This window comes from Neglectibacter sp. CSJ-5 (assembly GCF_032490475.1).
In the GTDB taxonomy this organism is placed as follows: Bacteria; Bacillota; Clostridia; order Oscillospirales; family Acutalibacteraceae; genus Hominenteromicrobium; species Hominenteromicrobium mulieris.
In genome coordinates this window covers 249,477-275,814 of record NZ_JAVYJC010000001.1, presented here as the reverse complement: position 1 = coordinate 275,814, position 26,338 = coordinate 249,477, and the positions used below count along the sequence as shown (strand labels likewise).

The 26,338-nt window shown below is 49.0% G+C and carries 25 protein-coding genes and 1 pseudogene; 4 read left to right on the top strand and 22 right to left on the bottom strand.

Annotated features, from left to right (window positions below):
• Positions 1 to 123 precede the first annotated feature (123 nt).
• From R2K26_RS01260 to R2K26_RS01240, 5 genes are all read right to left on the bottom strand, one after another.
• A complete protein-coding gene (locus R2K26_RS01260) occupies positions 124 to 480 on the bottom strand; it encodes a hypothetical protein (protein WP_396897208.1) in 357 nt (118 codons plus the stop codon).
• A 203-nt stretch (positions 481 to 683) separates the two neighbouring features.
• Complete coding sequence (locus R2K26_RS01255) at positions 684 to 1,007, bottom strand: hypothetical protein (RefSeq protein WP_316518306.1); 324 nt, start codon at positions 1,005 to 1,007, stop codon at positions 684 to 686.
• Between the two features lie 99 nt (positions 1,008 to 1,106).
• Positions 1,107 to 4,319: a response regulator gene (locus R2K26_RS01250; RefSeq protein WP_396897207.1), complete on the bottom strand. Its 3,213-nt coding sequence runs from the start codon at positions 4,317 to 4,319 to the stop codon at positions 1,107 to 1,109.
• Between the two features lie 313 nt (positions 4,320 to 4,632).
• The gene (gene rlmD / locus R2K26_RS01245) at positions 4,633 to 6,060 is read right to left on the bottom strand and encodes a 23S rRNA (uracil(1939)-C(5))-methyltransferase RlmD (protein ID WP_316518304.1); all 1,428 of its coding nucleotides are present in this window, start codon (positions 6,058 to 6,060) and stop codon (positions 4,633 to 4,635) included.
• A 398-nt stretch (positions 6,061 to 6,458) separates the two neighbouring features.
• Entirely contained in the window at positions 6,459 to 7,409 is a 951-nt protein-coding gene (locus R2K26_RS01240; protein ID WP_316518303.1) for a D-2-hydroxyacid dehydrogenase, read from the bottom strand.
• Between the two features lie 403 nt (positions 7,410 to 7,812).
• Here R2K26_RS01240 and purF point away from each other — a divergent pair, with 403 nt between their 5' ends.
• Positions 7,813 to 9,252, top strand: coding sequence for an amidophosphoribosyltransferase (gene purF / locus R2K26_RS01235; RefSeq protein WP_176821062.1), 1,440 nt, complete (start codon positions 7,813 to 7,815; stop codon positions 9,250 to 9,252).
• Positions 9,253 to 9,557: 305 nt separating this feature from the next.
• Here purF and R2K26_RS01230 read toward each other — a convergent pair whose 3' ends face one another.
• The 6 genes from R2K26_RS01230 to R2K26_RS01205 all read right to left on the bottom strand — a co-directional run bounded on the left by R2K26_RS01230 (position 9,558) and on the right by R2K26_RS01205 (position 14,960).
• Positions 9,558 to 11,225 (bottom strand): recombinase family protein, encoded by a 1,668-nt coding sequence (locus R2K26_RS01230; protein WP_316518302.1) that lies wholly within the window; start codon positions 11,223 to 11,225, stop codon positions 9,558 to 9,560.
• Between the two features lie 93 nt (positions 11,226 to 11,318).
• Positions 11,319 to 11,570: a transposon-encoded TnpW family protein gene (locus R2K26_RS01225; RefSeq protein ID WP_316518300.1), complete on the bottom strand. Its 252-nt coding sequence runs from the start codon at positions 11,568 to 11,570 to the stop codon at positions 11,319 to 11,321.
• Entirely contained in the window at positions 11,567 to 12,925 is a 1,359-nt protein-coding gene (locus tag R2K26_RS01220; RefSeq protein WP_316518297.1) for a relaxase/mobilization nuclease domain-containing protein, read from the bottom strand. Before R2K26_RS01220 ends, R2K26_RS01225 begins: the two co-directional genes overlap by 4 nt.
• A complete protein-coding gene (locus R2K26_RS01215; protein ID WP_316518294.1) occupies positions 12,925 to 13,209 on the bottom strand; it encodes a plasmid mobilization protein in 285 nt (94 codons plus the stop codon). Before R2K26_RS01215 ends, R2K26_RS01220 begins: the two co-directional genes overlap by 1 nt.
• A gap of 1,110 nt (positions 13,210 to 14,319) precedes the next feature.
• On the bottom strand, positions 14,320 to 14,526 hold the full coding sequence (locus R2K26_RS01210; protein ID WP_316518292.1) for a hypothetical protein: 207 nt from the start codon (positions 14,524 to 14,526) through the stop codon (positions 14,320 to 14,322).
• 86 nt (positions 14,527 to 14,612) lie between these two features.
• Entirely contained in the window at positions 14,613 to 14,960 is a 348-nt protein-coding gene (locus R2K26_RS01205; RefSeq protein WP_316518291.1) for a hypothetical protein, read from the bottom strand.
• A gap of 180 nt (positions 14,961 to 15,140) precedes the next feature.
• On the opposite strand from R2K26_RS01205, the gene R2K26_RS15425 reads away from it, so the two are divergent.
• Positions 15,141 to 15,611: a zinc ribbon domain-containing protein gene (locus R2K26_RS15425; protein ID WP_396897217.1), complete on the top strand. Its 471-nt coding sequence runs from the start codon at positions 15,141 to 15,143 to the stop codon at positions 15,609 to 15,611.
• Between the two features lie 15 nt (positions 15,612 to 15,626).
• Here the strand turns inward: R2K26_RS15425 and R2K26_RS01200 are convergent.
• From R2K26_RS01200 to R2K26_RS01165, 8 genes and pseudogenes are all read right to left on the bottom strand, one after another.
• A pseudogene (locus tag R2K26_RS01200) lies at positions 15,627 to 15,794 on the bottom strand (helix-turn-helix domain-containing protein); the annotation flags it as partial.
• Positions 15,791 to 16,216, bottom strand: coding sequence for a sigma-70 family RNA polymerase sigma factor (locus R2K26_RS01195; protein ID WP_316518289.1), 426 nt, complete (start codon positions 16,214 to 16,216; stop codon positions 15,791 to 15,793). The pseudogene R2K26_RS01200 and the gene R2K26_RS01195, both read right to left, overlap by 4 nt.
• 560 nt (positions 16,217 to 16,776) lie before the next feature.
• Positions 16,777 to 18,141: a sensor histidine kinase KdpD gene (locus R2K26_RS01190; RefSeq protein ID WP_118286031.1), complete on the bottom strand. Its 1,365-nt coding sequence runs from the start codon at positions 18,139 to 18,141 to the stop codon at positions 16,777 to 16,779.
• Positions 18,132 to 18,794, bottom strand: a complete 663-nt coding sequence (locus tag R2K26_RS01185; protein ID WP_316518284.1) for a response regulator transcription factor — start codon at positions 18,792 to 18,794, stop codon at positions 18,132 to 18,134. Before R2K26_RS01185 ends, R2K26_RS01190 begins: the two co-directional genes overlap by 10 nt.
• Positions 18,795 to 18,832: 38 nt before the next feature.
• A complete protein-coding gene (locus R2K26_RS01180) occupies positions 18,833 to 19,210 on the bottom strand; it encodes a NisI/SpaI family lantibiotic immunity lipoprotein (RefSeq protein WP_316518282.1) in 378 nt (125 codons plus the stop codon).
• Positions 19,203 to 19,946, bottom strand: coding sequence for a lantibiotic immunity ABC transporter MutG family permease subunit (locus R2K26_RS01175; protein ID WP_316518280.1), 744 nt, complete (start codon positions 19,944 to 19,946; stop codon positions 19,203 to 19,205). Before R2K26_RS01175 ends, R2K26_RS01180 begins: the two co-directional genes overlap by 8 nt.
• A 2-nt stretch (positions 19,947 to 19,948) precedes the next feature.
• Positions 19,949 to 20,695, bottom strand: coding sequence for a lantibiotic immunity ABC transporter MutE/EpiE family permease subunit (locus tag R2K26_RS01170; RefSeq protein ID WP_316518278.1), 747 nt, complete (start codon positions 20,693 to 20,695; stop codon positions 19,949 to 19,951).
• Positions 20,696 to 21,400, bottom strand: a complete 705-nt coding sequence (locus R2K26_RS01165; protein WP_316518277.1) for a lantibiotic protection ABC transporter ATP-binding protein — start codon at positions 21,398 to 21,400, stop codon at positions 20,696 to 20,698.
• A gap of 331 nt (positions 21,401 to 21,731) precedes the next feature.
• Between R2K26_RS01165 and R2K26_RS01160 the strand changes: the two genes are divergently transcribed.
• Positions 21,732 to 22,022, top strand: a complete 291-nt coding sequence (locus R2K26_RS01160; protein WP_316518276.1) for a hypothetical protein — start codon at positions 21,732 to 21,734, stop codon at positions 22,020 to 22,022.
• A 70-nt stretch (positions 22,023 to 22,092) separates the two neighbouring features.
• Here R2K26_RS01160 and R2K26_RS01155 read toward each other — a convergent pair whose 3' ends face one another.
• Positions 22,093 to 22,470, bottom strand: a complete 378-nt coding sequence (locus tag R2K26_RS01155) for a TnpV protein (protein ID WP_316518273.1) — start codon at positions 22,468 to 22,470, stop codon at positions 22,093 to 22,095.
• A gap of 208 nt (positions 22,471 to 22,678) precedes the next feature.
• Between R2K26_RS01155 and R2K26_RS01150 the strand changes: the two genes are divergently transcribed.
• Complete coding sequence (locus R2K26_RS01150) at positions 22,679 to 23,185, top strand: GNAT family N-acetyltransferase (RefSeq protein WP_098922424.1); 507 nt, start codon at positions 22,679 to 22,681, stop codon at positions 23,183 to 23,185.
• A 282-nt stretch (positions 23,186 to 23,467) separates the two neighbouring features.
• Here the strand turns inward: R2K26_RS01150 and R2K26_RS01145 are convergent, their stop codons facing one another.
• Together R2K26_RS01145 and ilvD are read right to left on the bottom strand one after the other, a co-directional pair.
• Positions 23,468 to 24,646, bottom strand: coding sequence for an ATP-binding protein (locus R2K26_RS01145; RefSeq protein WP_316518269.1), 1,179 nt, complete (start codon positions 24,644 to 24,646; stop codon positions 23,468 to 23,470).
• On the bottom strand, positions 24,646 to 26,301 hold the full coding sequence (ilvD, locus tag R2K26_RS01140) for a dihydroxy-acid dehydratase (RefSeq protein WP_316518267.1): 1,656 nt from the start codon (positions 26,299 to 26,301) through the stop codon (positions 24,646 to 24,648). The genes R2K26_RS01145 and ilvD overlap by 1 nt, the downstream gene beginning before the upstream one ends.
• Positions 26,302 to 26,338 lie beyond the last annotated feature (37 nt).

Below are 26,338 nucleotides of genomic sequence, written 5' to 3'. Positions count from 1 at the left end.
CAATAACAAAAACGCGGTTACAGGGGGGATTTTGCGACTCCTTTCTTGGTTTATGTTTTTAAGGTTTGCTTTTCCGCAAAAAAACTTTGCACATAAAATGCACAAAGTCTTCTAAACAAGATATTATTTTACAGGCAGGCTGAGATGGCACGCTGGGTGTCCGTCGTTACAATCGTATTCGATCGAATAACCCACATCTTTTGTAAAACTCACCGCGCAGAAGCCTGCTTTCATTTTGACTTTCTGTCCGTTCAAAAACGTCACCGAATGCCAGTCGTAAGCTGGGTTTGTGTGCCAATCTACGGGGACTTTCGGGTTTTGCTCCCCTGTTGTCATATAATCCGTTTGTATGTCGGCGTAAAACGACCGCAGGTTCGCCCAGTCCGTTGCGACCCTTGCCTTATGAAGCTGTGCGCTGAAAACCGGAATCGCGACCGCAATGAGTATCGCGATGATAGCCACGACAATCAGCATTTCCATAAGCGTGAAGCCTTTTTTATTTACCCGACGGTACGGTTTTATTTTCTGGAGCAGGACGGTTTTTAACATTTTATCCTCCTATCACAACGAAAAACATAAATACTAATAAAGCTGGATTTTATTATAATAGGTTGGCATTATGTTGTCAACATTTTAGCAGCGTTATCAATTTACCTTGCAAAAAAGTCGTACCGCTTTAAGTCTCATACCAAGCCGGAAAGCATTTCCTTCACCGCATCGGTACCTTCAAGCACAATCTGTTCTCCGACCGGATTACCGTTTTCAATCGGTCTTCTGTTCTCAAACGTTACGCTTTCCATATACTGCTTCAGATTCATTTCTTTTACGTTGATCCCGGCACTCAAATGGAGAATTTCAAAGGAATCTGCAGACATCTTATCCAGAAGTTGTCTTTCTGCCATCTGTTCTTCCAGTATACTTTTTAATTTTCTGTTTCTCATATGTACTATTACAATCAGGACAAGAAACAAAATGATCAGCACGGCTATGAAAGCCAAAACTGCCATGGAATGCGGTTGCTTCGGAAATATATATATTTCGTTTCTGTCATAACAAAACCCTCTCTATGTTTCCCGGCTGCTTTTCCCATGCATCCAGAAAGGCAATTACAGACAGTTTTCCAGAACATCTTTCAGCTTATTCATATCCAGCGGTTTCGCGATATGTCCATTCATGCCTGTATTTTTGGCCAACTGTACATCTTCTGCAAAAGCATTGGCAGTCATGGCAACAATAGGCAGTTTTCCCTTTTCACCATGAAGGCTCCTGATTGCTGCAGTTGCCTCATAACCATTCATGACAGGCATTTGGATATCCATAAAAATAAGATCATACGAACCTTTCGGAGAAGCTTCCACTTTTTCAACTGCGATTTTTCCATTTTCTGCTGTTTCCACTTCTGCCCCTGTCATCCGCAAAATTTCAACACCAATTTCTCTGTTCAACTCATTATCATCAACCAGCAGAATCCTTTTTCCTGTATAATCTGCTTCTGACAGTTTCTCCAGATCATTTCTCGCTGTATTTTCTTTTCTGCCTGAAGTAAACTGCCGCAGTGTAGCCGTCAGCCGGGAACGGAACAGCGGTTTTGCAATAAAAGCATCTACACCTGCCGTCTTTGCCTCTTCTTCAATTTTGCTGAATTCATAGGATGTCAGTACAATGATGGTAATCTCTTTCCCGATCCTTTTCCGAATCTGTCTGGCAGTTTCTATACCATCCATCTCCGGCATCTTCCAGTCCAGGATAACAGCAAAATAATCATCTTTTAACTCATGACGTGCATAACAACGTTCAACAGCTTCCTTGCCAGAAAGAACCCATTCACCTGTAATACCGATTTCTTTCAGTGTGGCAATTGTACTTTCACAGCACGTCTTATCATCATCCACAACCAGAACCGGTAGATTCATCAGATCTCTGTCCTGTTCTTTTTCTTTTTTCTGAAGCTCCAGATAAATTGTTACCGTGATTTTAGTTCCCTTGTGCAAGGTACTGTCCACTTTAATCGTGCCATTCATCAGGTTCACAATATTTCTGCTGATTGCCATTCCAAGACCGGTTCCCTGAACTCTGGTTGTCCGGTGGTCATCTGCACGGCTGAAAGGATCAAACATGATTTTCTGGAATTCCGGTGACATACCGATTCCATTATCCTCAATCGTAAATTCATAGCATCCAAGTTCTGAAAATCCATTGGGTTTTTCCTCTATCGAAAAAGTAATATTTCCACCATCCGGTGTATACTTGATCGCATTACTCATCAGATTCACAAATACCTGCTGAATCCTCAAGCTGTCACCACAGACAGCCTCATGCTCAATACGATTGATGTGTATATCAAAATTATGTTTATGTTCATCAAGCACCGGTTTCATAAGTGTAATAAGATTATCTACCAGCTCTGACAGATTGAAATCTTCCTGTGCCAGTGTCATTTTTCCACTTTCAATACGTGCCATAACCAATACTTCATTGATCAGCCCCAGCAGATGGCGGCTTGATTCTGTGATCTTGCCGAGGCATTCAATGACTCTGTCCTTACTCTCAACATTTGCTCCTGCGATTGCCGTCAGACCCACAATCGCATTCATTGGTGTCCGGATATCATGGGACATATTGGAAAGAAATTCTGTTTTCGCACGATTTGCATTTTCTGCGGACCGGTAAGCCTCTTTCAGCGCCTGACGGGATTCAATCTCTGCTTTCTTCTCCTGTGTCACATCCATGGATGCCAGCAATACCTTTTCCAGCTTTCCATTCTTCCATTCCAAGGGAATATAAGAAGCGATTTTATAAGTCTTTTCATCCAGGCTGCAATACTCAAACTTATAAATATCATTTTCACTTTTCAGTTTTTTCCGAATATTATCCAGGGTTATCAGGATATCTATAGCTTCCAATGGTTCCAGTGTCTTATATTTTTCAAGAACCTGCATCTGAAAATCATGATAAATTCCCAGAGGTTTATATATCATCTGTCCATTCAGAGTGTAGCATTCATATCTGTCATTTTCCAGATCACAGACAACAAAGCGGTCAAACAGACGCACAATACTCTGAATCAGCTGCTCCATGGAAGCATTATCCGCTGCCATCTGCAGATGCCGTTTGCTCTCTGCCTTTGCCTCTGTGATATCACGCAGAAAGATCATGGCATATTCTGAATCCTCTATTTCGCCACGTATGACCACATTGCGGACCCATCGTTCTTCTCCATTCAGAGTGATACGGCACTCTAAAGACAATTCGGTTTCCAGACCCTTCAGCCTTTCTGCAATATAACCGCGGTCGTAAAAAGAGGATACCGCCTTCTTATCTGTCTCCACAACATAGGAATCCACAAAATGCCGAATCAATTCATCCCACGTATGACTCTGTTCAAAGACGGTCATCAGGGACGGTTCAACCTTAAAGGTATCAAAAGTATTCGCTTCCAGATTCACATAATACTCGCACAGATCTGCTTTCGTAAAAGCCCGGTGGAAAGCAGCAGATTTTTGTGCCTGCATGATTTCTTTTTTCTTCGCATCAATGTTAATAAAAATCCCGGCAATCCTGCTGGCAGAACCATCCAGACGGCGTATTCCTTCTGCCGATGCCCGAAACCACTGGTATTGATTATCCTTCATTCTCATACGATACTCTACCTGGTATTTTGTCCGGTTCGTCTTATCCTTAATTGCCGCCTGAAGCTGCGCCATTACTCTTTCTTTATCCTGTGGATGCAGAAGATCTGACCAGGATTCCAGTTTATTCGGAAAGTCCAGAGTGTCCTGATAGCCGAGCATTTTTCGGAATTCATGACTCCAGTTTACATTCACAATCTCACTGTTTTCGTCACAGTCAAAATACCAGAAGCCGGAACAGATAGCCTCATTGAGCAGTGCCAAATTTACATGATCCCAGTTGAACTGTACGGACATAACCCAGATCTGTCTGCCCGCCTCATCTGTCGCATCCTCTTTACAAAGCCGTATATTTTTCACTGTACCGTCTGCTGCAAGGATCTGTGCTTCCCCTGTTCCGTGAAGCTGCAAAAAGCGGTCTCGCTCCAGTACATATTCCTTGTCATAAAAGAAGTTTTTCAATGAGCCTTTTGTCTGTTCCATGAAAGTATCGAATGTATATCCTATACTATGCAACAGCAGATTATTCACAGACAAAATAGACAGGTTTTGGTCATAAGATCCTGTCATTATACCTACCCCGCCATTATTTTCCAGTGTTTTCCGTACGGCCTGTGACATAGCCTGTGTCTGTCCCGTTACAGTCTCACCTAAAGAATATATGTTTTCTGCATAATTTTCCATTTTCATTTTATAAAAAAGCCTCTCTTCGTCTTATGCCTTCTTCATCCTGCTTTTATCTGTATCTTCCAAATTAGATTCATTTATTGCCAAGCCCTCTCTATGCTTAGTAAACAAATTTTTATCAAATCATATTGAAATGTCTAAACGCATCCATGATGGCATCTTCCTTCTCCTGTGGGCAAGATACTTTTTGTCCATCGCCGGATCCAATATTATAATTTTCACGTTTATCAAGACCTGCCTTTGTTTTGATTTGACCAATAGATCCGGAATGTACTTTAAAACCATATTTACGCAATACATAATCTTAAATTTCTTTTTATGTAGCACTCCCTGATTTACCTTGAATCTTCTCTGCATCCAAATCAACACCGACATATCCATTGACTTTTTTCCTACTCAAAAGGACTACCGTTTCGACATGCGCGGTACCCGGGAACATATCGACGGGGGTGACGGCCTCAATATTATAGCCCTCGGCGGTAAACTGCTTTAAATCGCGGGCGAGGGTGGCGGGGTCGCAGGAGACATAGACGACGCGCGTGGGGCGCATGGCGGCGATGGTCGTGATAACGGCGGCATCGCAGCCCTTGCGCGGGGGGTCGATGACGATGACGTCGGGGCGCTCGCCGCGCTCGTAGAGGATGCGCGCGGCGTCTTTGGCGTCGCCGCAAAGGAACTCGGCGTTCGTGACATGGTTGTGCGCGGCGTTTTTGCGGGCATTTTCAACAGCGGAGGGGATAATCTCTGCGCCGATGAGCTTCTTCGCGCGGCTCGCCATGGAAAGACCGATGGTGCCGGTGCCGCAGTAGAGGTCAAGCAGCGTTTCCGCACCTGTAAGCCCGGCGTACTCTGCGGCCTTGTTGTAAAGCGCCTCCGCCTGCGTGCGGTTCACCTGATAAAACGCGTGGGGCGAAATTTCAAACTCCAGCCTGCAGAGCGTATCGCGGATCGTGGGCTTGCCCCACAGCGTGCGCAACTCGCGACCCAAAACGACATTTGTGCGCTCGCGGTTGATGTTTAACACAATGCCGGTAATTTCCGGCACAGCCTCGCGCAGCATTTTGACGAGCAAGTCTTCCCCGTGCAGCTTTGCGCCGTTCGCGACGATGCACACGAGCACCTCACCGCTCTTTTCGCCGCAGCGCATGTAAAGGTGGCGCAGAACGCCGCTGTGCGCCGCTTCATCGTAGATGCTCTCCCCGCTCAGTTTTTGCCACGCACGGAACGCTTCCGCCGCGCGATCAAACACCTCGGGCTGCAAAAGGCAGGTGTGCGTGTCGATGATGCGGTGGGAATTCACGGCGTAAAAGCCCATCTGCATTTCGCCGTTTTTGGAAAGTCCGATGGGCAGCTGGCATTTGTTGCGGTAGCGCGTGCGGGACGGCGCGCCGAGGATCGGCTCCATGGGGATATTTTCAAAGCCGCCGATGCGCTCCAAGGCGTCGCGAACACGCTGCGTTTTGATCTTCAGCTCCGCTTCATACGTGATGTGGCGGTAAACGCAGCCGCCGCACGGGCCTGCAATGGGACAATCCGGTGTGGTGCGATCGGGCGACGGCGTAAGCAGCTCCTCGAGCCGCCCGAACGCGTACTTTTTGAGGACTTTTACGACGCGCACGACGCAGCGGTCGCCCACGGCGGTACCGGGCACGAACACGGCCATGCCATCTGCGCGGCAGATGCCGCTGCCCTCGGCGGTCATGGCGATGATCTCCGCTTCAAACAAATCATTTTTCTTTATCATGGAAAAACCTCCGTCAAACACAAAATTCTCTTTTTCATGCATAAAGCAGAGAACATGCGGGTAATTTAAGGGTGAGATACGATTTCAAACGGCTTATGTGGAAGAACACGGTCAATTTATATGTGCAAAATATACACAAATTTTTGTTTTGATTTGTGCGACAATAGCAAAAGGGAGATTGTTTCAGAAACCGTTGACAATCGATATTTCAGTCGTTATAATAGAGACATAACAAATGACAACGAGCTCTGCGGTAAACGTTACCGCGACTTTTCAATACAACTCCTCCCCAAAAGAGAGCAAAAGGCGAGATTCATTTCTCGCCTTTTGCTCTTTTCTGCATTACTTTTTACAGAAAGCTTTTGAAGTCTCCGCAAAAAGCGAAAAGAGCGATAAAATCACGAAACGACGTTCTGTGGCGTGCCGTTCCGGAACGCTTTCAGGTTCTCGGCGACAGTCTTAATGAGACGGGCGCGCGCGTCTCGGGACGCCCACGCGATGTGCGGCGTGACGATACAGTTTTGGGCGGCGAGCAGCGGGTCATCCTTTTTCGGCGGCTCGTGCACAAGGACGTCAAGCCCCGCTCCGGCGATGCGGCCACTGTTCAGCGCTTCGGCAAGGGCAGCTTCGTCCACAACTGCGCCGCGCGCCGTATTGATAAGGAACGCAGTGGGCTTCATCAGGTTAAGGCGCTCCGCATTCACAAGCCCGCGGGTCTCGTCCGTGAGCGGGCAGTGCAGCGAGACGACATCGGCATTTTTGAAAAGCGCGTCGAGCTCCGCCCACTGATAACGCTCGGGCAGTTCCCGTTTTGTGCGGCTGTATACGAGAATTTTCATGCCGAGCGCCGCGCCGAGCTTTGAGACGGTCTGCCCGATATGTCCGAAGCCGACGATGCCGAGCGTTTTGCCGTACAGCTCAAACAGCGGGTGCGTGCTGTGGCTCATCGTTTCGGCCTTATCCCAGTCGCCGCCGCGGGTGGCGGCGCTTATTTTTTCGGTGTGATTGCACAGCTCCAAAAGCAGCGCAAACGCCTGCTGCGCGACGGTCTCCACGCAATAAAGCGGCACATTGCACACGGTGATGCCCAGTTCTCCTGCAGCTTTGACATCGACAGTATTATACCCCGTTGCAAGAAGGCCGATGAAGCGCAGCTTCGGCAATTTCTGCATGATTTCGCGGCTTATAACATTGCGGTTCAAGATGACAGCTTCGGCGTCCTTTGCGCGCTCCACGATTTCTTCTGGCTTAGTGGAGTCATACACGGTGACGCTGCCGAGCGCCCTGAGCGGCGCCCACGAGACGTCGCCGGGGTTTGTAGAGCCGCCGTCCAAAATAACGATATGCATAGCGAGGTCCTTTCTGTTTTCATTTTTTATCCTACATGTAAAAATGTGTTATGGCTCTTTCTAACGGCCGTTTCTGACCGCCGTTTAACCCCCCTTGATAGGGTTTCTTACGGCTGAACAGTCCCCCGGACTGTTCGGGCTCGTCGTTTCTTTCGCTTGCTATTATACCGCATTTTGTTTTTTGTTTCAACGATTTTGCGCGCCGTTTGTCAAAGGATTTTGTCATCCTCTACACATATTTGCAGTTTTTAAAACTTAGAATTGCAATTTCACGAAAATCCGATTATAATAATTCTGTTAAGCGGGAAACGTTTTCACGGCGTTTGCCGCCTGTGTATTTTCGGCAGATAAACAGAACACAAACAGCAGAATACCGCGGTTTGCGGAGGAACGGGGGACTTCTATGAACTACGATCGAACACCATTTGAAACGGACAAGCCCGGCGAGGAATGTGGCGTTTTCGGCGCATACGATTTTGACGGACACGACATTTCTTCTTCCATTTATTACGGATTATTCGCCTTGCAGCACCGCGGACAGGAAAGCTGCGGCATCGCCGTCAGCGACACCGAGGGCCCCAAAGGCAAAGTGGATTACTACAAGGACATGGGCCTTGTAAACGAGGTATTCGACGAGGAGCGCCTCAATCGCCTGCACGGCAATATCGGCGTGGGCCATGTGCGCTACTCCACCGCCGGCGCGAGCAACCGCGAAAACGCGCAGCCGCTCATCATCCACTATATCAAGGGCACGCTGGCCGTAGCGCACAACGGCAACCTGACAAATGCCGTTGACCTCCGCGAAAAACTAAAGTACAGCGGCGCTATTTTCCAAACGACCATCGATTCCGAGACGATTGCCTACTACATCGCACGCGAGCGCGTACAGACGAAAAACGTGCAGGAGGCCGTCAGCCGCACGATGGACAAAATTGAGGGTGCCTATGCCCTCGCGGTCATGTCCCCCCGCAAGCTGATCGGCGCGCGCGATCCCTATGGCTTTAAGCCCCTATGTATCGGCAAGCGCGACAACACGTATTTCCTATCCAGCGAGACCTGTGCGCTTGACGCCGTGGGCGCGGAATTCGTCCGCGACGTAGAGCCGGGCGAGATTGTCACCATCACGCCGAACGGCATTCTCTCCGACAAATCGCACTGCCTCCCCGCCGAAAAGCAGGGGCGCTGCATTTTTGAGTACATTTATTTCGCCCGCCCGGACAGCCGCATTGACGGCATCAACGTGTATTCCGCACGTCTGCTTGCCGGCCGTTTCCTCGCGAAAGATTCCCCCGTGGATGCGGACATCGTCGTCGGCGTGCCGGAATCCGGCAACGCGGCAGCACAGGGCTACGCCATGGAATCCGGCATCCCCTACGGCACGGCATTCGTGAAAAACAACTACGTCGGCCGCACATTCATCAAACCGAAGCAGAGCAGCCGTGAATCCAGCGTGCGCGTTAAATTAAATGTCCTGCGCGAGGTTGTCAAGGATAAGCGCGTCATCCTCATCGATGACTCCATCGTGCGCGGCACGACGAGCGACCAGATTGTGAACATGCTGAAAGACGCCGGCGCAAAAGAGGTGCACATGCGCATCAGCTCGCCCCCGTTCCTGTGGCCGTGTTACTTCGGCATCGATGTGCCGGAGCGCCACCAGCTAATCGCCTATAATCACACGGTCGACGAGATCTGCAAGGAGATCGGCGCAGATACGCTCGGCTATTTACGTTTAGAGCGTCTGCCGGAAATGGTGAACGGTCTCGGCATCTGCACGGGCTGCTTTACGGGCGACTACCCCATTCCCGCCCCGGAAGAAGACATTCGCGGCGAATACGAAGCGTAATGCGTCTCTGTCGGCGAAAAGGCTCTGCTCACAAACGCGTGGTGGATTATCGTCATTCCCGGCGTGTTTCTCATCGCAACACTCCTTTGCATCACCAGCCTCGGCAGTACCCTGCAAACGGGTTCGAGCCGCCGCCACAGCAATTTGTAAAATCGAATTTACCTGTATACACAAAAACGCTCCCGGCATAAATGTAGATGTCCATAAAACAGCATCAGTCGGGGCACCCTCCGTAAGGAAGGTGCCCCGGGGCGGCTCTTGTATCTCAATTTAATAAATTCTTGGAAACGGTGTAACCCTTGTGGTTAGGCCGTTTTCTCTTTGCTACGCTCAGCGAGGTGGTGCTGGAAGGCTTCTTCCATCTCCTCCGGGGTCAGCTCGTGGAGGATGCCCACGCCGCTGTAATAGATGTCCAAAAGCTGCACCCGCTTGCCGTCGAGGTATCTGGGCGCATACACCACGATTTTATCCATAAACTCGTGGATCAGCTCAGGGGTCAGTGCTTTCAATTCCGTGATTTGCTTCACCTTCTGAATGAACCGCTGCAAGCTCTCGGTCTTATCCGTTTCGGCTTCCAGATAGGCCTGCATCTCCGGAACGGCTGCTTTCAGCGTTTTCTGCTCCTCCTCATAGGACAGGGACAGGGTGGCATAGCGCTCGTCAGACAGCTTTCCACTGGCGTTGTCCTCGTAGATCTTCTGAATCAGGGTATCGATCTCCGCAATGCGTTTCTTCACTTTGCCCAGCTCCCGGCGCTTGGCGGCAAGCAGCTTCTTCTTGTCCTCCGTGTAGCAGTCCATCTGCTTGCGGGCAAACTCCTTTTCAAACACCTGCACATTTAAGAGAATGCGCTGCATACTCTCTAAGACGATTTGCTCCACCACTTTCTCACGGATATAATGGGCAGAACAAACCTCGGAGTTCTTGCGATAGGAGGAACAGAAGAAGTACGCCTGCTCCCGTTTGTAGTTGTTGGTGACACTGTAATACAGCTTCTCTCCGCAATCAGCGCAGTACAGCAAACCCGAAAAGGGACTGACGATGCCGCTTTTCGTGGGCCTGCGGCGGTGCTTGCGAAGCTCCTGCACTAAGGCGAAGGTTTCCCGGTCAACGATGGCAGGATGGGTATCCTTGAAGATTTGCCATTCCTCCGGCGGACGCTCGATTTTCTTCTTGTTCTTGAAGGACTTGGTGGTGCTGCGGAAGTTCACCGTATCGCCACAGTATTCCTGTTTGCCGAGGATGTCCGCCACAGTGGCCGAGCACCAGTTGTAGGGCACAGCGGGTGGCTTGCTGCAATTCCGGCCGATATTGCCCCAATGCTCCGTAGGTGTGGACACTTTTGCCGCTTTCAGGCGTTTGGCAATCTGCGTCGGTCCAAGGCCGTCCACACACCAAGAGAAGATCTGCCGCACAGTCTTTGACGCTTCTTCGTCCACGGTCCACCCGTTCCTGCTCTCCGGGTCTTTTAGGTACCCAAAGGGCGGGTTGGTGGTCAGCGGTGCGCCGGACATTCCCTTGCTCTTGAACACATTGCGTACCTTCTGGCTGGTGTTCTTAGCGTGCCACTCATTGAATAAGTCCTGCATCGGGACAAGGTCGCTGATGCCCTTTGCGGTGTCGATGTTGTCCATAATGGCGATGTAGCGGACGCCGAGACTGTCGAAGCCCTCTTCCAGAAGCTGTCCAACGATCAGGCGGTTACGCCCCAAGCGGGAGTGATCCTTGACGATCAAGGTGCCGATAAGGCCCTTTTCCGCCAGCTCCATAATCTCCGTGAACGCCGGTCTTGCGAAGTTCGTACCTGACCAGCCATCATCAATGAACACACGGGTGTTTTGAAAGCCGTTTTCCTGTGCGTACTTTTCGAGGATGGTTCGCTGATTTTTGATGGACCCTGACAGGCCGTCCTGCTCATCGTCACGGGACAGGCGGCAATACAGGGCTGTGATTTTATCCGGTTGCTTTGTCATGATGCTCCTTTCCCAGCCGGATATGATCGAATTTGTAGGTGAGCTTATTCTACCATATCCAACCGTAAACTTCAACGCTTTAATGTGGTAGTTTCAAATCTCTTTGTTATTATCATCGCTTTTCAGGATGATGCGCTGTACCTTTTCGGTGATGTTCTCCCGTGCGTTCTCGCTGAAAAAGGCTCTTACGGCATATACCGTGCCGTCAATTTCTCTGGTGAAATTCAGCGGCTGCACATAGGCGCTCCGCCGAAACCACGCAATGCGTTCCTGCTTCGGCATCGTTACAAGATGGTCTGTAATACGGTCAATTTGCGCATAGATTTCATTATTTCGGTCTTTCATCGTGCGTCACGCTCCCTTCTCTGCGATTTCTTTTGTTGCTGCTCTTCCTTGGCACGGATTTCATTGGCAAAGTATAAATCCGTCTTTTCCTGTATCTTGGCAGAACGCACCTCAATGGCCTTATTCAGCTTCAACTGCTTTCGCAGGGCAGTAATCTGCTCCGTCACACCCGCCTTTTCCTGACGCAGGATTTCCTTTTCGGCAGGTACGGCACGGCGGATCTTGTTTTGCAGCTTGGTACGGCGAGAGATTAAACTGTCCATATCTCCTTGGATTTTCTCTCTATCGGCATACAGATCGTCCAGCATTTCAATACCGTATTTGCCCATATACCGCACTTGCTGGGACAACTCGTCCAGCTTTCGCAAGTCCTCTTTCAGGTATGGACTGGTGGGTTTGTGGTCGGTATGCTTCGGTAAGTACCCCAGCAGATAGCAATAGTGTAGGTACAGCTTGTAGATATGACCGGTCTTATGGAACGGCTGAAACCAGTCCGAAAGCTCCTGTGGCATTTGGGGCGGATAACTGATATACGCCCTGCGATTGCCGAAGGTGGCATACCTGCCCATAGAGCGGCGTATGTTCTCCGGCGTCCACCTTTCATCCAGAGTGTCCAGCCTTGTAAAGTGCTCATATTGGGGCAGACGGAGTTTCCAGTGCTTGCCCGTGAAGTCGGTCACATACCCTTTGCGCCGCAGATAGTCCTCCATATAGTAGGGGGTTCTGCTGAACTCCATTGCCTCTCGCACATCGGTACGGTAGACATTGTAGCGGGTGGGCTTGCCGCTTTTCTCATCCAGCCAAACAGGACGAGAAGGTGCTTTGTGAGGATTCTCAATGACGGACAGTCCGTATTCCCGACAAAGCCGGTCTGAGGCTTCTCGCAGACGCTGCTGTTCTGCTTTGGAATAATTGTACTTGCCGCCGTCCCGGAAGGACACGGAGTTGAAGCAGAAGTGACAGTGCAGATGTTCCTTGTCCAGATGGGTGCTGACGATGATCTCAAAGCGGTCGCCCCACATCTCCTTTGCCAGTTTCACGCCGATCTCATGGGCAAGCTGCGGCGTGACCTCCTCCGGCTTAAAGCTCTGATACCCATGCCAAGCGATATAGCCGTCCGTCTTACCGTAGCGCTTCTTGGTAAGGATCATCTGCCGCAGCGCCGTTTCCTTCAGGCAGTTGATGGCGGTGACATACTCACCCTCCTGCGTAGCCTCTGAACGCTGGACATAGGAAAACACATTGTATAGGTCTTGCAGCTCCGGGGTTTTCGCTGCCGTCTTTTCCGGGTCCTCCACATAGTCGATGAGGTCTTTCAGTCGGCCTTCGATGTGCCAAAGAGAAGTCGTTGCCATTAGATCGCCTCCTGCAAGTCCAGCACCAGCCGTTCGATTTCGGCACAGAGTTTCAGGGCGGACGGCCCATATTTGGCACACTCTTTCAAATCGGAATGGGCCTTATATAGCTCCTCCATCAGCTCCCAGAATACATCCGGCGGTTTTGGCTTCGGGTGAATGCCCCGGCAGAGCTGGCGGACATATTCGCTTTGGGTCAGTCCGCACAGGGCGCTGTTGCGCTCCAATTTCTCTTTTTCTTCTTCGGTCAGGCGTACTCTGATACGCACTTTTTCTTCCTTCATTTTGTCATCTCCTTCAGTCAATTTTGCTTTCTCAGCAGGGTTTCAGGGGTGCGGGTCGCCGGTGGCGACCTCTGAGCGCTTGAGCTCAGAAGCACCGACCGAGCCGGTAGGCGAGAAAACGCCCTGAGAGGTCCGCACGCCGCAAGGCTGCGGATCCGGATTGTGGGGACCACAATCCGATGCTCGTTATTCCTGTGGACAGCACCTTATGTTTTTAGATTACTCTGCCGCTTCCCCCGAATGTCGTTTTTCTATTCCTGCCCCGGAATCTCACCGCAGCGTTGTTCTGCTTGCCCCCATCGGGGAAGTCGTGGCAGAATCATATCCCATTCGGACGGTCATTCAGTTGTCAGGTCGGCTCTTTGCCCTCACGCTAATCAATTGAGAATTTATTTTCGATTTGAACGAAGTAAATTTTGTAAACTTTCCGCAAACGGCAAAAAGAGCCGGTACACAGCACATCAAATCAGCGGGAGATGATCTCTCGCTATATCTTTGATGAAACTATGTACCGGCTCTGCTTTTCAGAAACCTTCAATGTCTGCTTTTTCCGCGACTCAGGCAGACACTGCATCAGGAGCGGCGCAGCCGCAATCTCTTTCGACGGCTGCCTTGTGTTTCATTTCAGATATTCAGTTGTGGCTCTCTAATGAGAGTGTATAGATTATACCATATAGAACGCCTGTTCGTCAATGGGCTTTTAATGCTTTTTCGCTTTGAGGGACAGGAATAGCTTAAATGCGTTCTTGCAGAAAAGTACATATCCATAATGCTAATCTCCTTTGGAGGATTCGTTGCAAAACGTTTTAAAATGTTTTGCAAAATGTTTATATAGCACAATTCCTAAAAAAATTTGTAGTGGGAACAAACCGAATATATTCCTACAATCCATTCATGCCCACCCATTGAACTGCCGGAGCTGTCTCGCCAGCTATAGTCCGCTGAAGACTGCAAGTCCTCCGATATAAACAGCATCCCATCCCAACATTGATTTCCTGTAGTTCCCCAATTATCCTTGAAAATTCCTGCTTTTCGTGATACCATGTGGTAAAAATGAGTTTAATAAAAAGAGATGTGCCGCATTCTGTAGGAATGCGGCACCCGGCTTTCTCACTTGTCCGAATTCAGCAGCATGGTAAGCTGATCGCCGGAGGCCACCACCCGGCCGTAAAAATCGGTGGTCACATTGCGGCCTTTCTTGTAGTAGCCCAGAGGACGGCCGTAAAAATCCTTGATGGTCTTGTCACCGTTGTTTTCCTCCACCACCGTGCCGATCACCCGCCCGTAAAAGTCCTTGATATTGGTTTTGACAGACATTGTTATCCACTCATTCCTTTGTTTTTTCTACAGCGTATCACGGTATTTTTGAAAACTTAAGTTAAATCGAAATATTTTTCAATTCGTTACTCCCATATCCACCAGTAGTCAAAAGCCCTTCTATACTGATTTCCCTTGGGCGGCAGGACATCCGGCGGGATGCATCGGACAATATGCTTCGAGCATTTTTTCAGCTGGCACTGGATATTGCTGTTCTTATAGCGCCTGATGAGGATGATTTCGCCGGATTTTTTCTTCCGGCTGTCTACCCAAATGGACAGCTTGCAGTTTCCGCTACCGGACAGCTCCCGGCACAGCCGCTCCTTGTGCCGCTTTCTCTGCTCTATATGGAGGGCGCGTTTTTCCTTTTCCCGGCGATGCTCTGCCAAAGGATCCGACTCACAGTCGCAGGTCCATTCTTCTTCCCGTGCCATATCGCCTTTCGCCTCCTGTCCGTTTTCGCTGACCCGCATTTGTTTTTGCAGTGTACCATGTTTTTTTGAAATCCCAAGTTAAATGCGAATTTTCTCAAAAGTACTGCGTGCAAAACGGGTGCAGAGCCCCTGTGCTAAAGCCTATCATCGACAAAATCATGCAAGCCCCACCACATTTGTGTGGGGTATCAAAGCCGGCATCCGTACAGCGGCAAGATTATCTGCGGAAAGCATGGGACATCGTTTCATAGGCAGTCCCTCAAAACACAGGATGGTGAAACGGAGTTTTGGAAGTGCAAAATGTATCGCGAGCATGGCAAAGCCGGTTATGACCTGCCCACCATTCGCACCAGAGAATTGGATGTGATTCTGGCGGAGCAGTTTCAAAAGCTGGTGAAGCACCAAAGGCAGATCATCCGTTTGGTGATAGATTCCATCACGGACACGCAGCAAGGAGAAGATCATTCCGACAAAATAGCACGGTTGGAAGCACAAATACAACAGCTGGAGGATAAAAAGGATAAGCTGCTGGAGCTGAGCGTGACCGATGCCATCACCATGCAGGAATTCAAAAAGCGGAACAATCGGTTCAATGAACAGATTATTTTGCTGCAAGCTCAGGTAATTTCCTTGCAGCAGCGGGAACGGTAAAAGCAAAGCACGGCAAATAGATACATGGAGCTGGCCGCAATCGTCATAGAGCGTCCGGGTACAGAGCTTGTTTATGTAACCGTTGTAATACTGCAAGACCTGTTCCACGGCCCCGGCGTCACCGGCGCGGGCCGCCTCGATCACTGCAAGGGGCAAAGGCTCCTTATATCTGGTCTGCTTCATTCTGCAATACCTCCCGTCAGTCTTGTTCTCATGGTTTCCAGCGTCTTAGTCCTGTGCCGCTGGACGGCGCTTCGGGACATTCCCATGAGTGCGCCGATCTCGCCGTCTGCCAGTTTCATGACACAATGCAGTATCAAGATGCTTTGTCCCGGCTGGGGCAAGCTGGCAAAGGCAGCGGCCACCAGCCCGTCGCTGATCTGAAGCTCACAGTCATAGGCCGGAAATATAAAACTGTCGCTGGGGTACTGATCTATCGTGCATAGCGTGTCCAGTTCCGAAAGCGGCAGCGTTTCAAAGGATGTTTCCCAGCCACGCTGACGCTTCCTTTCCCGGAAGTAGTCAATGGCTTCATGGTACAGTACCAGCTTGCAAAAATGGTCAAACTGGCAGCGCCTCCCGTAATCATCAGGGGTAACTTTCATCTTCTCACCCCCTTTCCGTGGGGAGTGAACAGGATGATCCTGTCCGTTGTCAGGGGCCTATGCTGGCCCTGGTCTGCTGACCGCCTCCTTTTCCATCTGATTTTTTGCCGGAAATGACAATCCGCGAAAATCGACAAAAATCGCCCGGCAGGTCGTAAACCTACCGGGCGACGATTTGAAGCGTTTTGTTGTTTTCTTACATGGTATAGTTCATACTCATAGCCGGAATATTCCCGTGGCGGGGCAAGGCTTTTTTTAAGCGGTAGAAGTGGATTAGATTATAATGATAGTAAAACAGCATGGCGGCGTCCTCCCGTGGGCCGCCATGCCTTTAACTGCTGGGAATGACAGAAAGCAAGCAGCGGCCTTGATTTCTCAAAACCGCCACCAGTGAATATAAATTAAGCGTGAAAATGGGTCTGCCCAGCATCGGTTTTTTTCTTTTCTGCCGCTGGGCAGATGTTTTTTCTTTAGATACATGATAAGAGGAATTTTTGAAGATTCCATAAAGATTTGAAAAATGGACGGACATAAAAGACGTCCATTACACTATCGGAAAATCAGCAAGGAAGTTTCATAGTAACCTTTGCGCCGCCGGTTTCTTTTGAATTTTCTAAAATAAGCTGACCATTATGTTGTTCCATAATCGAATTTGTAATATATAGACCCATACCAAAGTGTAACTTTGAATTGCGGCTTTGATCGCCCATATAGAACCGTTCCTGTGCGTGGCATAATGCCTCTTTAGAAAACCCCGTTCCCTCGTCTGTGACTGAAATTTCCACGAAACCGTTGTTACTCTGAACATCCACATAAAGCGTTCCGCCTTGCGGGGAGTAGTCCAGCCCATTACTGATAACATTCATAATAGCACGTTCTATCAGCACCCTATCAAATTTCAGCATTTGAGGGAGTGAAACAGTATTCATTTGCAGCCGGATTTCTTTTGTCCGGCATAGTGATTCCATATAACCGAACAAGTGCTGCATGAACGCTGGCAAGTCTATACTTTCAATATGGAGCTGATAACCAACCGCCGCCCGTGATATATCAATCAGGGTTTGAATATATGACTGCATCTGGCCGGAGCTTTCCACGACGTAACCAGCGTATAATCGTTGCTCATCATCAAGATTTGTTTCTGTGAGTAAATCAGCATTTCCTTGAATAACCGTCAGAGGCGTTTTCAAATCATGGGCAAGCGCGGCGATTTGCTCTTTCTGTGTCTGTTCGGTTTTCCATTGCCGTTCTAACGAAATTTTCAGATTATCTTTCATATCTGAAAAAGATGCAAGGACATCTTCAAACTCTTTGATTTTGGCGTGTCCTACTTCAAAATCAAGGTTTTGCTTTGAAACCTCCGCAGTTGCTTCAAAAAGCGGGGTCAGTTGTGTACGCAGGTTCTTAGCAAATCTGGCGGTCAGTATGATAATGACCAGCAGCGAATTTACAGCCATCAGGATAAACGCAAGCGTGTCAGGAGATGGAAAATATTCCGGTAGCCATGACACTGTAAATTGAGAACCAATATAATACCTTAAAACGCAAAATTCGTTTTCCCGGACAACAAGTGCAAACTGCCTCCCCGTAGCATATTCAATATATTCTCCCTTTGCGTACAACAGGGCAATTTCTTTTTCATCATCGTCCATATTGCTGTAAAGCTCATTAAAGTTCTTGTCCAGAATTAAGTAGCCGCATCCCTGTGGAATCACAACCTTTGTAATATCCGGGGCAATCGTCAGCGTTGGAATGATCTCTTTTACCTGCAATTCACTTAGATTTGCTCTTGTAGCTAATCCAGCATTTACAGCAAGTCCCTCCAAACCAGAAGGGACAATAATTGCCGCTACCAGCATGACAATGAGGGAGATAGCAAACTGGCGAAACAATATTTTCAATGTAGGTTTCTTTTTCACTCCCATTTATATCCTATCCCCCATACGGTGCTGATCGGACTTATTTTGAAATGCTCCAATTTCGCACGAATATTTTTTATATGCGTTGAGATCGTAGAGTTATCGCCTATTCCATCAAACCCGAAAACGGCTTCATAGATTTGTTCTTTTGTAAAAACCTGTCCCCGGTTTTTCGCAAGGTATTCACAGATTGAATACTCGCTTTTGGTAAGGGGAACCGGCTGTTCTGAAACATACAGTACCTTTGCGGAAAGGTCAAATCTTATATCAGGCTCAAATGAAAGTGTGCTGTGATGCTCCCTTTTTTCTCTGCGTAAATGTGCCGCGACACGGGCGCGAAGCTCCTGAATACGAAAAGGTTTCGTAATATAATCATCCGCACCGACGCCCAATCCAAACAATATATCTTCCTCTAATGTCTTTGCGGTCAGAAAGAGAATCGGGCAGTCTACCATATTCCTGATCTGTTTGCAAAACTCAAACCCGTCTGTGCCAGGCATCATCACATCCAAAAGAATGAGGTCATAGAAATGCAGTTTTTTGATGTCTACATCATCCGCATTTTGACAGACTGTTATCAAATATCCATCTTTCCCCAAACTGTTCTTAATCAATTCCAAGATAGAAACTTCATCGTCAACTACAAGTAAGTGGGTCAAAAAATCACCTCCCGCCCCATTATACCACATTGTCGAGGTTACTCATCATTATTTTTAATGTCAGCTTTCCGATATTCATTGTTGATATTTACAGCTACGGCATTGCTTATATCCACATCCACAATACTGTAAACGTAGCCGAAACTGAAATCTTCCCCCGCCACATTTTTGAAGCGTTTCGATACCTGCCCGATTTCTTCTTGCAGTTCTGACATTTCAAGACATTCATCCGTTATGGTATATGTCAGGCCGTTATATGAAATTTCATCATAGTTTGCGGCGTTCAGCTCATAATACGGCAGAGATTCATTTAACGCCTTATTTTTATCGGCGGTATCGCGGAGCGCACCGCAGGCCGATAAGCATATAAGACTTACAAGCGCAATTACCACGGCAAACAGGCACTTTTTATTCACTGTTTTTACCTCCCTCCCAACCATGAAACCAAACCAAACTGGCAATCAGCAGACAAACAGTGCAGCATACAGAAATAATCATACCGCTGAAAAAATCGGTTTTTACCTGTGCATACAGTTGGGGGCTATTCCATGCAAGCACAGTGTAATCCATAGCACGAACGCCCCAGGCCCAGGGAATATATTTCCATGTAGCGTCACCAAGCCCTGTTATCATAAGGGCAGCTATTAAACTCCCTGCAATTCCCAATCCCACAGATGCACCTTTTCCGAAGCTCATTCCCACAAACAAATGAATCAGGTAAATGGGAAGCATGGTAATCAACAATAGAATCCCTGCTTTCAGGTAAAGGCTTGCCGGAGCATCCCTATATAGTGCAGCGAATGTTCCTAACGCTAAAAATGTTGCACCCATAGCACAGATCATCAGAAACCCAAGTTTACCAATATACGTTGCTATGCGAGATGGGATTGTTCCTAACAAAAGCTGATAATGCCCGGCCTGATTTTCAATCTGAACAACCAGACCCACGATAATGCCAATCAAGAACGGAAATGCAACGGCCAATACTTCCAGATAGGCACTGATTTTGGTCGCCGGTTCCCAACTGGATATATGATAGTAACCCGCAAAAATCGCCGCACATATAATCGGAATCATGCTGTGCATATAGAGCAAAATGCTGTGTTTACACTTCTGATATTCTGCTTTCCAGCAGCGAACCACAGATACCATAGTTACCCCACCTCCTTTTTTTCAAACCATTTTGCCGTTAAACATGACAGCGCCGCAAACCAGGCCAGCGAAATGACCAATACAAGTATAATCATCCAAAATGCCATTGCCGTACTCTGATCTGCAACCGGCTCACCATTAGGCAAAATACCTAACACGGAAATCATAAGATGCGGCACCCAGCTATACGGGCAGATCATCCACAAAGAGGTTGTAGCCGTGAAAATCCCTAAAACGCTTCCAAGTCCGGCATTAAGAATAACCGTGACAAAGATACCAACTTTTTTTGATAACCATAAGCACAGCGGAACTTCCCATAGGCTTGCAATGACAATACAAGCTGTTCCGGCCGCAGCCTGCCAAATTCCGATTGTCAGGGGAATTTCGTTGATAACTAATATTGCAAAACCGCCCAACAGATTTAGCGCCAGGAAAATGAAATTCCCCACACAGGAGTAAATACCGGCCACTCCAATTTTTGCTTTCCAGACTTTGTTCTGCGAAACAGGCAATGAAGCAACGGCACGATATTTTAGTTTGCCATTATCCCGCTGCTCAACCAAAGCGCAGGTAAGCGTGAGAAAGCCGGGATAGAGCAGTATATACCACCAGTTATAAGAATTGAGCTGGAACCAAAGAGGGGCAAAAAAGTTCATAAGCGCTGTTACAAATGGAGCCAGAACGATCAGCGTTTTTGTGAAAGTTCTCTTATGTTTTAGATTCTCGGCCTGAATATATCTCATTTCCATTTAATACCCCTCTTTTCCATTCCTGCGAATAACATCCATAAAGAGTTGTTCCAAATCTTCACCGGCGCGAAGCTCTCCCTCATATCCAAGGACGCCGCCAGCAATGATACCCACATGATCTGCAATCTGCTGGACTTCTGACAGAATATGGCTGGACAAAATAACTGTAATCCCTTTGCAGGGAAAAGAGCGAATTAACTCTCGAAGTTCCTCAATCCCTAAAGGGTCAAGGCCGTTAGTCGGTTCATCCAGAATCAAAAGCTGGGGACTGTTCAGCAATGCAATAGCAATACCAAGCCGCTGCTTCATACCAAGAGAAAACTGCCCGGCCCGTTTCTTGCCGGTATTCGTGAGCTGGACAATTTGCAATACCTCATTAATTCGTGCATTGTCCAGACCTAGCAATGTAGTTCTGACTTTGAGATTTTCGTATGCAGTCAGATTTTCGTAAAGCGGGGGCATCTCAATCAAAGCACCGATATGCTCCAGATCATTCCGCTTCCACGGGTGGCCGTCAAACTCGATGCTTCCCGATGTGGGGCGCAAAATGCCGGTGAGCATTTTTAAGATCGTGGATTTGCCAGCCCCATTCGGCCCCAGCAGACCATAAACCGAGTTGCGCCGGATGTTCAGTGACACATTGTTTACCGCCATTTGCCCCTTGAAATTTTTGCAGAGGTCAGTCGTTTTCAAAATCATATCCATATAATCAAGTCCTTTCTTTGATTTTACGGATAGCATACCGGGCAATTTTGAAGATTTCATAAAGATTCCCGAAAACAGAATATGAACAATACACCGTAACCGTGGAGCATATCGCAACAAAGCACCAACCTACGCCTTCAGGGCCTTAAAAAGCCCTATATTTCAAGGTTTTTCCCGCATAGTCGGCGGGGTATGTGAGTGTTTTATCCTATCCCCGCCATAGTGCCGCTCTAAATGCGTAGAATTTACCAGCAGAAAATCACCGGTTTCTCTGGCTCCATACTCCCAGATATGGTATCATGGAAAAAATCAATCTGACGGGGGTATCAGGATGGACGGACAAGAAAAGCTGTTGGACTATACGGCAGCGCTGGAAAAGGCGCTGTGGGCGGATCTGAATTACGAAGAATCGATCCAATCGGAAACGGTGGCTACGATTCTCGACCACGCTGTGGTACGCGAGGACAGCAATGATAAGCATATCCACCTGGAACTCTATTTAAGGCTGGGTCAAACGGCTTCAGCCTATTATGAACGAGATAAATTAGCCTTTCAGACTATGTTTTCAAAACAATATACTACTGTGTACCAAACGGCAGGATTGCTCCCGAAATATGTATGATGTGGCTTTCGAATTACACCCGAAATGAGAAAAGCCGCCGTCTGTTGACGGCGACCTTACTTGTGCAGTGTTAGCGATAAATAAGCTCGTTTGATACGATTTCCATAGCGGCGTTTTTCAGATTGTTCATCTTCTGTACCCACAGCATTTGATTTTCCGCTTTGAGCGTTTCCGTCACGCCCTCTTTTTCGGTAAGCTGCTTTACCAGCCGAGAGAACATTCCCTCTGCCTGCCGGTTAATGTCAGCAAGGTAACCATTCAGTTTGCCTCTGGTGAGCAGGGAGGTATATAGCGCCTTGCGGTGGGTTTTAAGATAGCGACGATGCCGCTGACCAAAGATGCCGATATGTGCCGTTTCTTCCTTCGGCAGTTTCAGACAGGGTAGATAGTAGTCTCCCTGTAGCTCATACCAAAGCCCATTCTTCTCGTTGTAGATGTACCTCTCCATTTTGTAGCCCTCCAATATGATTGTTTTTTTACCTACAGTCCAATCATTCCGGCTGATTACAAAAGCCGAAGGAGGCACTTCCTTACGAAGTGCCTCCTTCCCGGCAGTAATGTCTGCCGGAATTGTTCTTGCCGTACATTGAAGCCATATGATATGATTAAACAGACTGATAAACTTGAGTTTATTTGATTAAGGAGAATTGAAAATAATGTTGGAATTAAAAAGATTGTCAGTTGATGATGGCTTAGATATTTACACAATGCTGCAAGAGATCCCTGCTGAAGAAAATGGATTAATTAACAAAGCCAACGGATTAACATTTGATGAGTATAAAGAATGGCTGATTGTAAAACAGAGGGATTCTGAGCAAGAAGGGATTGTAGATGGTTGGAAAGTGCCTTCTACAACTTTTTGGCTATATGCTGATGGTATTCCGGTTGGATTTGGTTCTGTCAGACATTTTTTGACTGAGGCATTGAGAAAAGCAGGAGGAAATATCGGGTACGGAATTGCACCAGCGTTTCGTGGAAAAGGATATGGAAAAGAACTGCTGAGATTATTGCTTAATGAAGCGAAAGAAATGGGAATAGATAAAGTGTTAGTAACCATTCTTTTAGATAACATAGCATCTCAAGCTGTGGCAATAGCAAACGGAGGTGTTGTTACTGAAAGAACTGACGAGAGAGTTTTCATTTGGATTGATACTAAGAAATAAAAAGGAAAATCAATTCCAATTTGTCAAACAGTAAGGGCGCACTTCTATACACCATTCGGTGTAGTGCGGTAATGTGCGATTTTGCACCGCATCCAAGCCTCCCGCGTCAGGGGGAGCCATGGATATTCCAGTCCTAACATAAAAAAAGAATCCGACCTTTGATTGCAGCCATAGGTCGGATTCACTTTTTTATGAGCAACCAGCTAAAAACCGGGAGCATTTTTCATTTCGTGTTTTAGCCGCAAAGGTGCCGCTTCAAAAACAGTCTACTGTATAAGGTTTTTATTCCGCCTTGGAAAGCAGTCCGTCGATGAACTGACGGGCAAGTCTCGCGGAGCGGTTGCCACGCTCCAGCGCAAAGCGCTCGGCGAGCAACTCCAGTTCCTGCGTCGGCATATCGATGCCGTTTTCCTCCGCAAGGTGGCGCACGATGTGCAGGAACGTGTCCTTGTTCGGCTTGCTGAACGTCACGTGGATGCCGAAGCGCTCGGAAAGCGATGCAAGCTCCTGCATCGTATCGTTGCGGTGAATGTCATCGCCCTCACGGTCGGAGAACTTCTCCTTGATGATATGGCGGCGATTACTCGTCGCGTAGATTGCCACGTTCTGCGACTTCGCCGTAACGGAGCCCTCCAGCACCGCTTTCAGTGCATTGAAGTTATCGTCGTCCTTGAGGAACGAAAGGTCGTCGATGAACAGAATAAACTTCAGCGGATTCGCAGAAAGCTCATCGAGAATTTTCGGGATAGACTGTAACTGATCCTTGCGCACCTCGATGATACGCAAACCCTCGCGCCACAGCGCATTGACAACGGCTTTCACCGTAGACGATTTACCCGTACCGGCGTCGCCCGTCAGCAAAATGTTCGCCGCGGGCTTGCCCTCAAGCAGCGCCTTTGTGTTATCGATGATGATCTGGCGCTCGCGGGCGTAATCCACAAGGTCGGAAAGCTCCGTCTTGTCCGGGTTGCTGACCGGCACGATCTCGGCATTCTCGCCAAGGTAGAACATACGGTTTTTGGCGTAAATGCCGTAGCCGTACTTGCCGATGTTCTCGGTACGCTCTGTGTAGCACGCTTTAATGTCCGGCGCTTCGCTGACAAAGCCGGGTAAAAAGCCCCTATACTCCATCGCACTGCGCAGCGTTTCCGGCGTGAGCTCCGCCGTCATCTGCAGCGTTTTAAGCTCTTCCAAAACGGCCTCGCGCAGGTAAGCGGGGATCTCTTCCTTTTTGCCCACGGCCTGCACGTAGACGTTTTCGCTGTTTTCGCAGATTTCGCGCACATACGCGCCGAGTATGCCGCCGTTTGCGCGGTACAGCGCAGAGACGAACGACGCATACAGCGCCGGGGACGGCTCTGCGAGATACTTACGCAGACTATTTATAACCGCATCTTCCTGTAATTCTCTGAACACCGCCAGCGTGGAAAGGCGGATGCTCAACTCCTGTAAACTACCCATCAGTTCAGGATCGCCCCCGAAGCACCGCTGGAGACCAGCGCCGCATAGCGCTTCAGGTAGCCGGAAAGCTCTTTCTTCTTCGGCACAAAGTTCTTCATGCGTTCATTGAGGACAGCCTCGTCCACCTTCAGCTCAATTTTGTTCTCCGGAATATTGATGCTGATGATATCGCCTTCCTCCACAACGCCGATGGGGCCGCCGGAAGCCGCTTCCGGGGAAACATGGCCGACGCACGCACCGCGCGTTGCGCCGCTGAAACGGCCGTCCGTGATGAGCGCCACGCTGTTGCCGAGGCCCATGCCCATGATAGCAGAGGTCGGGTTCAGCATCTCGCGCATACCGGGGCCGCCCTTCGGACCCTCATAGCGGATGACAACGACGTCGCCCGGTACGATCTTGCCCGCGTTGATGGCCGCCTGTGCGTCCTCCTCGCTCTCAAACACGCGTGCCGGGCCTTCATGCACAAGCATCTCCGGCAGAACGGCAGAGCGCTTTACAACGCTGCCCTCCGGCGCAAGATTACCGCGCAGCACGGCGATGCCACCGGTCTGACTGTACGGATTCTCGATGGGACGGATAACGTTGTGGTTCAGGTTTACGCAATTCTTGATGTTCTCGCCGACAGTCTTGCCGGTCACGGTTATGCAGTTCGTGTGCAGCAGACCCTTTTTGCTCAGCTCGTTCATCACAGCGTACACGCCGCCCGCTTCGTCAAGCTCTTCAACGTACGTTCTGCCCGCCGGTGCCAGATGGCACAGGTTCGGGGTCTTTTCGCTGATCCGGTTTGCGATGTCGAGGTTGATCTCGATGCCGCACTCGTGCGCGATGGCCGGCAGATGCAGCATACTGTTCGTGGAGCAGCCGAGTGCCATATCGACCGTAAGAGCGTTCATAATGGCGTCCTTCGTCATGATGTCACGCGGGCGAATGTTCTTTCTCAGCATATCCATGACTGCCATACCCGCGTGCTTTGCAAGCTCGATACGTGCGGAATATACCGCCGGGATGGTACCGTTGCCGCGCAGACCCATGCCGAGGGCTTCAGTCAGGCAGTTCATGGAGTTTGCGGTGTACATGCCGGAGCAGGAGCCGCATGTCGGGCAGGTCTTGCACTCATATTCGCGCAGCTTTTCTTCGGTAATCTTACCGGCGTTGAATTCGCCCACCGCCTCCGAAATGGAGGAGAAGCTCGTTTTTGCGCCGTCTACGTGGCCCGCAAGCATCGGGCCGCCGCTGACGAACACTGTCGGCACGTTAAGGCGCGCCGCCGCCATCAAAAGGCCCGGCACGTTCTTGTCGCAGTTCGGCACCATGACGAGCGCATCAAAGCCGTGTGCCAATGCCATGGCTTCGGTGGAATCCGCAATGAGGTCGCGCGTGACGAGCGAATACTTCATGCCGGTGTGGCCCATTGCAATGCCGTCGCATACCGCGATCGCCGGGAAGACAATCGGCGTGCCGCCTGCCATCGCAACGCCAATCTTTACGGCGTCCACAATCTTATCGATATTCATGTGGCCCGGGACGATCTCGTTATAGGAGCTGACGATGCCGACGAGCGGACGTTCGATCTCCTCCTCCGTGAGGCCCAGAGCATGGTACAGCGCACGGTGCGGCGCGTTCTGCGTACCGATTTTCAGAGAATCACTTTTCATTTTATTTCCTCGATCCGTGAAATTTTGGCTGTGGCGC

What these genes read in the sequence shown, in the direction of transcription:
- R2K26_RS01260 (WP_396897208.1), bottom strand. Translation starts at nt 480, where the DNA reads ATGGAAATGCTGATTGTCGTGGCTATCATCGCGATACTCATTGCGGTC.
- R2K26_RS01255 (WP_316518306.1), bottom strand. Translation starts at nt 1,007, where the DNA reads ATGGCAGTTTTGGCTTTCATAGCCGTGCTGATCATTTTGTTTCTTGTC.
- R2K26_RS01250 (WP_396897207.1), bottom strand. Translation starts at nt 4,319, where the DNA reads ATGAAAATGGAAAATTATGCAGAAAACATATATTCTTTAGGTGAGACT.
- rlmD (WP_316518304.1), bottom strand. Translation starts at nt 6,060, where the DNA reads ATGATAAAGAAAAATGATTTGTTTGAAGCGGAGATCATCGCCATGACC.
- R2K26_RS01240 (WP_316518303.1), bottom strand. Translation starts at nt 7,409, where the DNA reads ATGCATATCGTTATTTTGGACGGCGGCTCTACAAACCCCGGCGACGTC.
- purF (WP_176821062.1), top strand. Translation starts at nt 7,813, where the DNA reads ATGAACTACGATCGAACACCATTTGAAACGGACAAGCCCGGCGAGGAA.
- R2K26_RS01230 (WP_316518302.1), bottom strand. Translation starts at nt 11,225, where the DNA reads ATGACAAAGCAACCGGATAAAATCACAGCCCTGTATTGCCGCCTGTCC.
- R2K26_RS01225 (WP_316518300.1), bottom strand. Translation starts at nt 11,570, where the DNA reads ATGAAAGACCGAAATAATGAAATCTATGCGCAAATTGACCGTATTACA.
- R2K26_RS01220 (WP_316518297.1), bottom strand. Translation starts at nt 12,925, where the DNA reads ATGGCAACGACTTCTCTTTGGCACATCGAAGGCCGACTGAAAGACCTC.
- R2K26_RS01215 (WP_316518294.1), bottom strand. Translation starts at nt 13,209, where the DNA reads ATGAAGGAAGAAAAAGTGCGTATCAGAGTACGCCTGACCGAAGAAGAA.
- R2K26_RS01210 (WP_316518292.1), bottom strand. Translation starts at nt 14,526, where the DNA reads ATGTCTGTCAAAACCAATATCAAGGACTTTTACGGGCGGGTGATCGGC.
- R2K26_RS01205 (WP_316518291.1), bottom strand. Translation starts at nt 14,960, where the DNA reads ATGGCACGGGAAGAAGAATGGACCTGCGACTGTGAGTCGGATCCTTTG.
- R2K26_RS01195 (WP_316518289.1), bottom strand. Translation starts at nt 16,216, where the DNA reads ATGAAAGTTACCCCTGATGATTACGGGAGGCGCTGCCAGTTTGACCAT.
- R2K26_RS01190 (WP_118286031.1), bottom strand. Translation starts at nt 18,141, where the DNA reads ATGGGAGTGAAAAAGAAACCTACATTGAAAATATTGTTTCGCCAGTTT.
- R2K26_RS01175 (WP_316518280.1), bottom strand. Translation starts at nt 19,946, where the DNA reads ATGGTATCTGTGGTTCGCTGCTGGAAAGCAGAATATCAGAAGTGTAAA.
- R2K26_RS01170 (WP_316518278.1), bottom strand. Translation starts at nt 20,695, where the DNA reads ATGGAAATGAGATATATTCAGGCCGAGAATCTAAAACATAAGAGAACT.
- R2K26_RS01165 (WP_316518277.1), bottom strand. Translation starts at nt 21,400, where the DNA reads ATGGATATGATTTTGAAAACGACTGACCTCTGCAAAAATTTCAAGGGG.
- R2K26_RS01160 (WP_316518276.1), top strand. Translation starts at nt 21,732, where the DNA reads ATGGACGGACAAGAAAAGCTGTTGGACTATACGGCAGCGCTGGAAAAG.
- R2K26_RS01155 (WP_316518273.1), bottom strand. Translation starts at nt 22,470, where the DNA reads ATGGAGAGGTACATCTACAACGAGAAGAATGGGCTTTGGTATGAGCTA.
- R2K26_RS01150 (WP_098922424.1), top strand. Translation starts at nt 22,679, where the DNA reads ATGTTGGAATTAAAAAGATTGTCAGTTGATGATGGCTTAGATATTTAC.
- R2K26_RS01145 (WP_316518269.1), bottom strand. Translation starts at nt 24,646, where the DNA reads ATGGGTAGTTTACAGGAGTTGAGCATCCGCCTTTCCACGCTGGCGGTG.
- ilvD (WP_316518267.1), bottom strand. Translation starts at nt 26,301, where the DNA reads ATGAAAAGTGATTCTCTGAAAATCGGTACGCAGAACGCGCCGCACCGT.